The organism is Cellulosimicrobium arenosum (assembly GCF_014837295.1).
In the GTDB taxonomy this organism is placed as follows: Bacteria; Actinomycetota; Actinomycetes; order Actinomycetales; family Cellulomonadaceae; genus Cellulosimicrobium; species Cellulosimicrobium arenosum.
In genome coordinates this window covers 148,305-155,423 of the sequence record NZ_JACYHB010000010.1, presented here as the reverse complement: position 1 = coordinate 155,423, position 7,119 = coordinate 148,305, and the positions used below count along the sequence as shown (strand labels likewise).

The window sequence follows — 7,119 nt, the reverse complement described above, 5'->3', positions numbered from 1 at the left end:
CAACCGTCGCCGACGCCAACGCCGTCTCGGCAGACTTACCCCGGTCGAGTTTGAGATGATCTACCGGACCGCAGACGCGGCCTGACTACCGCACACCCCGATCGTCAACCAAACCGGGGGCAGACCCGAGTACTTGGCACGGCAGGTCGCGGTGAAGGTCGAGTACGACCTCTGGGTGACCGAGGCGGAACGCGGGGCGATGATCGACGTGCTCTCCTCCTGCCCCACCGAGGGTCTGCCGGTCACGGTGGTGGTGGAGCCCGAGGAGGAAGCGGTCGCTGACTCTCCTGCCGAGGACGTGGTCGTCGAACCGCCGGGTCCGCAACCGGCCGGCGACGGGGCGTGCCCCGTCAAGGGGAACCACTCGTCGTCGGGCGAGTGGATCTACCACGTGCCGAGCGGCGCGTTCTACGACGTCACGGATCCGGAGGAGTGCTTCGCCACAGCGGGCGATGCGGAAGCCGCCGGATACCGCGCCTCGAAACGCTGACGTGGTGCGATCTGCCCTCGTCGAACGAGATCCCGCGAGCGAAGTGCTCGAGGCACCCAAGTCGCGTCATAGCCGATCGAGTGCGCAGTCCCTTCTGGTGGCTGCGCGGCATCGCGCAGCGGCGACAACACGTAGGGAACGATCATGAGCAGCTTCGCGCCGCCGCCCCAGCCGCAGCAGGGTCCGGGACCGCAGTACCCGCCCGGACCTCAGCACCCACCGGCAGCGCAGTATGCCGCTGCACCGCACTACGCGCCCCAGCCCACGGTGCCGCCCGGTGCCGTGCCGCACGCCGCCATGCCGCCGCAGGGATACGCCCCGAACGGTAGCTGGACGGCGCCGCCCACCGGCGCGCCGAAGCGCAAACGGCACTGGAAGGCGCCCACGTTCATCGGTGCCGGGACGTTCGTACTGGGAATCATGATCGGCACCGCCAGCGCCGGCGGGTCCGACGAGGCCCCGGTCTTCGTGGACTCCGCGAACAGCTCTGCCTCGAGCAGCGACGCGGACGCGACGGATGAGCCCGCGCCGGAGGATTCCGCCAAGGAGGCGGCGGCTGAGGAGCCGGTCGAGAAGCCGGACGCGGCGGCGGTTGTCGGGGACGCGGTGCGGGACGGGAAATTCGAGTTCACGGTGACCGAGGTCGAGACGGGCGTGGCCAGCGTGGGTGATGACTTCCTCGCGCAGGAGGCGCAGGGGCAGTACGTGCTGGTGCACATGACGGTGGAGAACATCGGTGACGAGGCGCAGCTGTTCGACGGCAGCAGCCAGGAGCTCACCGACACCGAGGGTCGCACCCACGAGAACGACGGGAGCGCAGCGATCTACCTGGATGACTCGAACAGCTTCCTGACGGACATCAACCCGGGGAACTCGGTGGACGGGGTGGTGGTGTTCGACATCCCTGCCGACGCCACCCCGGCGTCGATCGAGCTGCACGACTCGATGTTCTCCGGGGGGGTCGAGGTCGCGCTGGGCTGACCGAGACGCGGAAGGTGGTCGCCGAGTGTCGGCGACGGCAGCGATGCCGCGGGCCGTCGTGCGGACGGGTTGCCCTCCGACACCGAACGTACGCGCGTCGGAGACCGTAGGTACGGTCGAGGGATGAGCACGAGTGAGAGGGCCCACGCGTTCTTCGACCGCTACGCCCGGGCGTTGTTGGACCGCGATGCAGCGGCGATCGCCGACCTGTACGCGGTACCGGCGCTGATCCTGTTCCCGGGGCAGTCGGTCGCGGTGTCCGACCGGGCCCAGACCGAACAGTTCTTCGGTGCCGCGTTCGGCCAGTACGAGGGCGTGACGGACACGCGGTCCGACGTCGAGGTCGTGGCAGAGGCGCCGCACAGCGTCTGGGCGGACGTGACGTGGCACCACGACAACGGCGCCACGGAACGGTTCGTCTACCAGCTCGTCGAGACGGGCGGGGTGTGGCAGATCGCGGTCCTGACACCGCTGGACTTGGTGGACGTCGCCTGAGCTCTGTCCACAGGCCGGGACGGGAGGTTCCCTCCCCGGCGGTGGTTCGCTAGGTTCTGGGGCAGTTCGCGCGTCGTGGCGTGCGTCTCGTGCGAGCGGGATGCTCATGACGTCCCGGTGCTGTCGACCAGGTAACGGAGCCGGGCCGCGACCTGCGGGACGTTCGTCGAGAGGACTGCCCAGAGCAGCTCGTAGTCGACGATGTCATACCCGTGCGCGATGACGTTGCGCGCATCCTTGAGTCGCCGCAGCTCGAAGTCAGGGTGGGCGTCGACGAAGGCAGGTTCGTCGCGGTCGATCCTGCTGACGCACTCGCCGAGGCGGATCAGAAGGTCCTCGGCGGCGTAGCGCAGCATCTCGTCGGCGTCGTAGGCGTCCTTGCCACGTCGGACCAACCGCGCGACGGTGTGCGCGTGCTCGATCAGGTCGCGGAGCCACCGCTGCGTGCGTGTGTTCACAATGGGACGGCCTCGTCGAGGATGTCGCGGTGCTTGGCACGGAGCCCGCGCTCGGTGACGAGGTCGACGTGAATGCCGAGCATCTCGGACAGCTCGCGCGCGGTGGAGACGAAGCGCCACGCGTCCTCGGGGCGCACGTCGACGACGATGTCGAGGTCGCTTGCCGGGGTGTCATCACCGCGAGCCACGGACCCGAACACCCGCGGGTTGGTCCCGCCGTTCCGGTCGATGACCGTTCGGACGTCGTCCCGGTGGGCACGAAGCCGATCGGACGGTCGAATCATCGCCCGACGGATACGTTCGTTCATCGCGGGGGAGGCATGCCGCTTCCCGGACTCGTACGCCGAGAGGTTGGATGCCGCGATGCCGACGAGCTCGGCCAGGCGCGCCTGCGTCAGGCCCGCGCGTTCTCGCTCCGCTCGGATGTCGGTCATGCGAGCGAGGTTATCATTGATATGCCATAGGGCAACGCAATGCGGTAGATGAAGCCGGCAGGGTGGCAGGTCGCGGTGCCGACGCCGCTGGACTCGGTGGACGTCGCCTGAGCTCTGTCCACAGGCCGGGACGGGAGGTTCCCTCCCCGGCGGTGTTTCGCTAGGTTCTGGGGCAGTTCGCGCGTCGTGGCCCTGCCGGGGTCGGGGCGTGTCCCGATCCGGCAGGGGTTGCTGTGCGTCCGTCCATTCCTCGTTCGTCCCTCCGTGCCCGACGTCGCGTGGTTGCCGTTGGCGTCCTCGTGGCGGTGGGTCTGGTGTCCGCCGGATGCACGGCGGATGAGGCTCCGAAGCAGGAACCGAATACCAGCAAGGTTGAGACAAAGCCTGCACCCGAACTCACCGAAGAGCCTGAGCCGACCGAAACTGGTCCCGCAAAGCCCGAACGACCTGCCGAGATGGAGAAGGACGACGTTAACGGTGCTGCGGCCTCGGCAGAGTACTTTCTCGAACTGTACCCCTACGTTATGGCGACTGGGGACACCGCGGAGTGGGAATCGATGTCCTATGACGGGTGCAAGTCGTGCGCCGGGCTTATCGACCAGGCTGAGAAGATTAAGAAGAATGGTGACATCTACGCTGGCGGAGAAGTGGCCGTGGTGGTTCCTGCGCCAGGAAAGTACGTGCGCGACGACGATACGGGCATATTCCCGTTGGACATTGAGTACTCGCAGGAGCCAATGAGCATCTCTGACGCTTCTGGCGAAGAAGTGTTCTCTTCTTCTGGAGGAAAGAGCGGCCGTCGAGTTGAGATGGGGCGACAAGGAGGCGAATGGATCGTCGTCGGCATCACCGATCTTACGGGCGAAAAGTCATGATGTGGCCGCGGCCCTTCTTTGCGATTGTGCTAGGCCTCAGCAGTATGTTCTCAGCCGGTGGCGCTTCCTACGCCGGTACAGGTTACGAGGATCTAGGAGGCGGAACTGTCGACGACACGGTCAGAGTCGATGCCGTCGTTGTGTCCACTCGTGAAGACTCGGTGTACTACCCTAAATCAGCCGGCGAGCAGACGGAGAGATACTTCGCGACGACGCCAGCAAAGTGTTTGCTGGTGAATAGCGTCGACGACCCTTCGACCCGTTTCGCATTTGTCTGTAATGAAGGTGCGCAACTGGCATACGAGGGCATCGAGTGCGGCGAGGATGAGTTCGCGGACGGTGCATTGTTCCGCCAGGATCGCGCTGACGACGGGACGTGGAGTGAACCCGAGTTGGTCGGCGACGAACAGTGCGTGACGCCCGCTGACCTGCTGGCAGAGGCGAAGCGAGAGTTCGCGACGTTGCCCATCGAAGCGTCGGCGATCGTGGTCCAACCGCCAAACGGGTGGACGTTGGTGAACGTCCCGACGATCACGTACACCCAGGACGAGGACCAGGTGCTGGCAGCAGCTCTCCTCGGCATCCCGGTGGAGATCCGCGCGGTCCCGGACGAGTTCGCGTGGGACTACGGCGACGGCTCGGACGCGCTGGTGACGTCGGATCCTGGCGCTGCGTACCCGGACGAGTCGGTGACGCACACGTACGAGCAACCGGTCGACGCGGTGACGATCGGGCTGACGACGACGTGGTCGGGCCAGTTCCGGATCGCGGGCTCGCCGACGTGGACCGACATCCCGGGCGAGGCGACCACGCAGTCCGCCGCGGACCCGTTGCAGGTGTACGAGGCCCGTTCACGCCTGGTCGAGGACTCGGTCGGCTAGCTCGGGCGGACGCGCCGTCACGCTCGATCTGCCGGAGCGGGCGGCGACCGCCCCAGCACGCCGTCGAGCGTTCGTGCCCCGAGCGCGACGCCGGCCGATGCGGCCAGTCGTGCGGCGAGGTCGCGGGCCGTCGTCGTGATCGGCGACGTTCATCGGGTCTGCCCGGCGACCGTGGCCGCAGTCGACCCAGGGCTCAACATGTTGAGTTCTGCTAGGTGTTGTTGACTTCTGTGGAACAGCAGGGAAGACTCAGGGCGCCCAGGTCAACCCTGCCCTTGGGCGTCTGCCCCCTCACCGCCGAGAGGACACCATGAGGCCACGTTCCCGGTCCACCCGTTCCATCGTCTCTGCCGTCGCGGGCGCGGTTCTCGCTCTCGCCGTCGCGCTCCCTGTCACCGCCGCGTCCGCCGCGCCTGCTGCCCCGGCGGCGAGCGAGGCCGCGGCGTCGGGCATCGCGCCCGTGATCGACGACAACTTCGCCGACCCGGACCTCCTGCTGGTCGACGGGACGTACCACGCGTACGCGACCAACTCCGACGGGCAGAACGTCCAGCACCGCACGTCGACCGACCTGCAGACCTGGACCGAGCAGCCCGACGCCGCGCCCGTCCTCGGCGACTGGGTGGGGGAGTGCAGCTTCGCTCCGGGCGGGGCGACCGACCACTGCGTGTGGGCCCCGGAGGTCGCCGCCGTCGAGGGCGGCTACGCCCTGTACTACACCGCGCGTGACGAGGCGTCGCAGCGCCAGTGCATCGGCCTGGCGCTCTCCGAGTCCCCGGACGGCCCGTTCGAGCCCGTGGGCACCGACCCGCTCGTGTGCCCGGGTGGCGAGAACGGTACGGAGGACCTCGGCGGCGCGATCGACGCCGGGACGTACAGCGAGGACGGCCAGCTGTACCTGCTGTGGAAGGCCGACGGGAACTGCTGCGCCGGCAAGACCGCGATCATCTTCAGCCAGCCGCTGACCCCGGACGGCACGACCTTCACCGACGAGCCGACCGAGCTGATCCGCGTCGACACGCCCTACGAGGGGAACGTCGTCGAGGCCCCGACGCTCGTGAAGCGTGACGGCACCTACTACCTCTTCTACTCCGCCAACGACTTCGGCGCGGCGGGGTACCGGACGTCCTACGCGACGTCGGACAGCCTCGCCGGCCCGTGGACCAAGGCGACCACGGAGCTCATGACGACCGACCGCTTCCAGGGCGACGTGCGCGGCCCCGGTGGTCAGGACATCGTCACCGGGCCCGACGGCGAGACGGCGATCGTCTTCCACGGCTGGAACTCCACGTACACCTACCGCGCGATGTACGTGGGCGACCTCGACTGGTCCGCCGACGGCGTCCCGTCGGTCGCGCAGGCGTCCGACCGGTACCAGGCGGAGGACGGCGTGCTGACGAACGCGCGGGTCGTGGCCGACACCCGGGCGTCGGGCGGCGCCAAGGTCGGCGGCATGGACTTCGCCGACAGCTCCGTCACGGTGGAGGTCCACGCCGACGAGGCGGGCCCGGCGATGCTCGGCATCCGCTACGGCAACGGGTCGCTCGACGGCTCGACGCGCGTCCCGTCGACGGACACCGTGACCGTCAACGGCGAGGACGCGGGGACCGTGACGTTCGCGCACACCACGTGGGGCAACTGGCAGACGGCGGAGCTCGTCGTCGACCTCGTCGAGGGCGCGAACACGGTGACCCTCACGCGTGGCACGTTCTACGCCGAGATCGACGCGATCGACGTCTACCCCGCCACCCGCGACCCGCGCCCGAGCGCGCCGCCCGTCATCCCGACGGACGCCGACCGCTACGAGTTCGAGGACGGCACGATCACGCGCGGCACCGTCGGGACCGCAGCGGGCGCCTCCGGCGGCGAGAAGGTCGGCGGTCTCGACTTCGCCGACAGCTCGGTCGCCCTGCAGGTCCACGCCGACGAGGCGGGTCCGTACACGCTCGCGGTGCGGTTCGCGAACGGGTCCGAGCGTGGCGGCTGGAACCTCGAGTCCTCGGACCTCGTCTCCGTGAACGGCCAGCCGGCGGGGACCGTCACCTTCCCACACACCACCTGGGGCAACTGGCAGTCCGTCACGCACGACGTGCAGCTCGACCAGGGCTGGAACACCGTCACCCTGACGCGGAGCACCTGGTACACCGAGCTGGACGCGCTCGACGTCTACCCGGCCGAGCAGGCTCCCACCGAGCCGGTCGTCACGGTCGTCGCCCAGCCCCGTTGCCTGGGCACCAGCGCCTACGTGGCGGTCCGTGCGCAGAACGTCGGGGACGACCCCGTCGCGGTGACGCTGTCGACGCCGTTCGGGGAGCGGGCGTTCGCAGAGATCGCTCCCGGGGCGAACGCCTACCAGTCGTTCGCCGTGCGTGCCACGACGGTCGACGCCGGTGCGGTGAGCGTCACGGCGACGTCCGGCGACGGCACCGTGAGCACCGTCGACGCCGACTTCGCCTCGCTGCAGTGCGGGTGACGGTCGACCCAGGCGTGCTCGGTCCTCGGCGG

8 protein-coding genes are annotated in these 7,119 nt (G+C 68.6%); 6 read left to right on the top strand and 2 right to left on the bottom strand.

Annotated elements, in window-relative coordinates; all coding sequences use genetic code 11:
* The first annotated feature begins 151 nt into the window (after positions 1 to 151).
* From IF651_RS12890 to IF651_RS12880, 3 genes are all read left to right on the top strand, one after another.
* Positions 152 to 490, top strand: a complete 339-nt coding sequence (locus IF651_RS12890; RefSeq protein ID WP_191829533.1) for a sunset domain-containing protein — start codon at positions 152 to 154, stop codon at positions 488 to 490.
* Positions 491 to 634: 144 nt separating this feature from the next.
* Entirely contained in the window at positions 635 to 1,471 is an 837-nt protein-coding gene (locus tag IF651_RS12885) for a DUF4352 domain-containing protein (RefSeq protein ID WP_191829532.1), read from the top strand.
* Between the two features lie 123 nt (positions 1,472 to 1,594).
* The gene (locus IF651_RS12880; protein WP_191829531.1) at positions 1,595 to 1,966 is read left to right on the top strand and encodes a DUF4440 domain-containing protein; all 372 of its coding nucleotides are present in this window, start codon (positions 1,595 to 1,597) and stop codon (positions 1,964 to 1,966) included.
* 104 nt (positions 1,967 to 2,070) lie between these two features.
* On the opposite strand, the gene IF651_RS12875 is transcribed toward IF651_RS12880, so the two are convergent.
* On the bottom strand, positions 2,071 to 2,424 hold the full coding sequence (locus tag IF651_RS12875; protein WP_191829530.1) for a HepT-like ribonuclease domain-containing protein: 354 nt from the start codon (positions 2,422 to 2,424) through the stop codon (positions 2,071 to 2,073).
* Positions 2,421 to 2,858: a helix-turn-helix domain-containing protein gene (locus IF651_RS12870; protein ID WP_191829529.1), complete on the bottom strand. Its 438-nt coding sequence runs from the start codon at positions 2,856 to 2,858 to the stop codon at positions 2,421 to 2,423. Before IF651_RS12870 ends, IF651_RS12875 begins: the two co-directional genes overlap by 4 nt.
* Positions 2,859 to 3,136: 278 nt before the next feature.
* Here IF651_RS12870 and IF651_RS12865 point away from each other — a divergent pair, with 278 nt between their 5' ends.
* From IF651_RS12865 to IF651_RS12855, 3 genes are all read left to right on the top strand, one after another.
* Complete coding sequence (locus IF651_RS12865; RefSeq protein WP_191829528.1) at positions 3,137 to 3,733, top strand: DUF6318 family protein; 597 nt, start codon at positions 3,137 to 3,139, stop codon at positions 3,731 to 3,733.
* 44 nt (positions 3,734 to 3,777) lie between these two features.
* A complete protein-coding gene (locus IF651_RS12860; RefSeq protein ID WP_191829527.1) occupies positions 3,778 to 4,614 on the top strand; it encodes a hypothetical protein in 837 nt (278 codons plus the stop codon).
* Positions 4,615 to 4,924: 310 nt separating this feature from the next.
* On the top strand, positions 4,925 to 7,087 hold the full coding sequence (locus IF651_RS12855) for a family 43 glycosylhydrolase (RefSeq protein ID WP_191829526.1): 2,163 nt from the start codon (positions 4,925 to 4,927) through the stop codon (positions 7,085 to 7,087).
* Positions 7,088 to 7,119 lie beyond the last annotated feature (32 nt).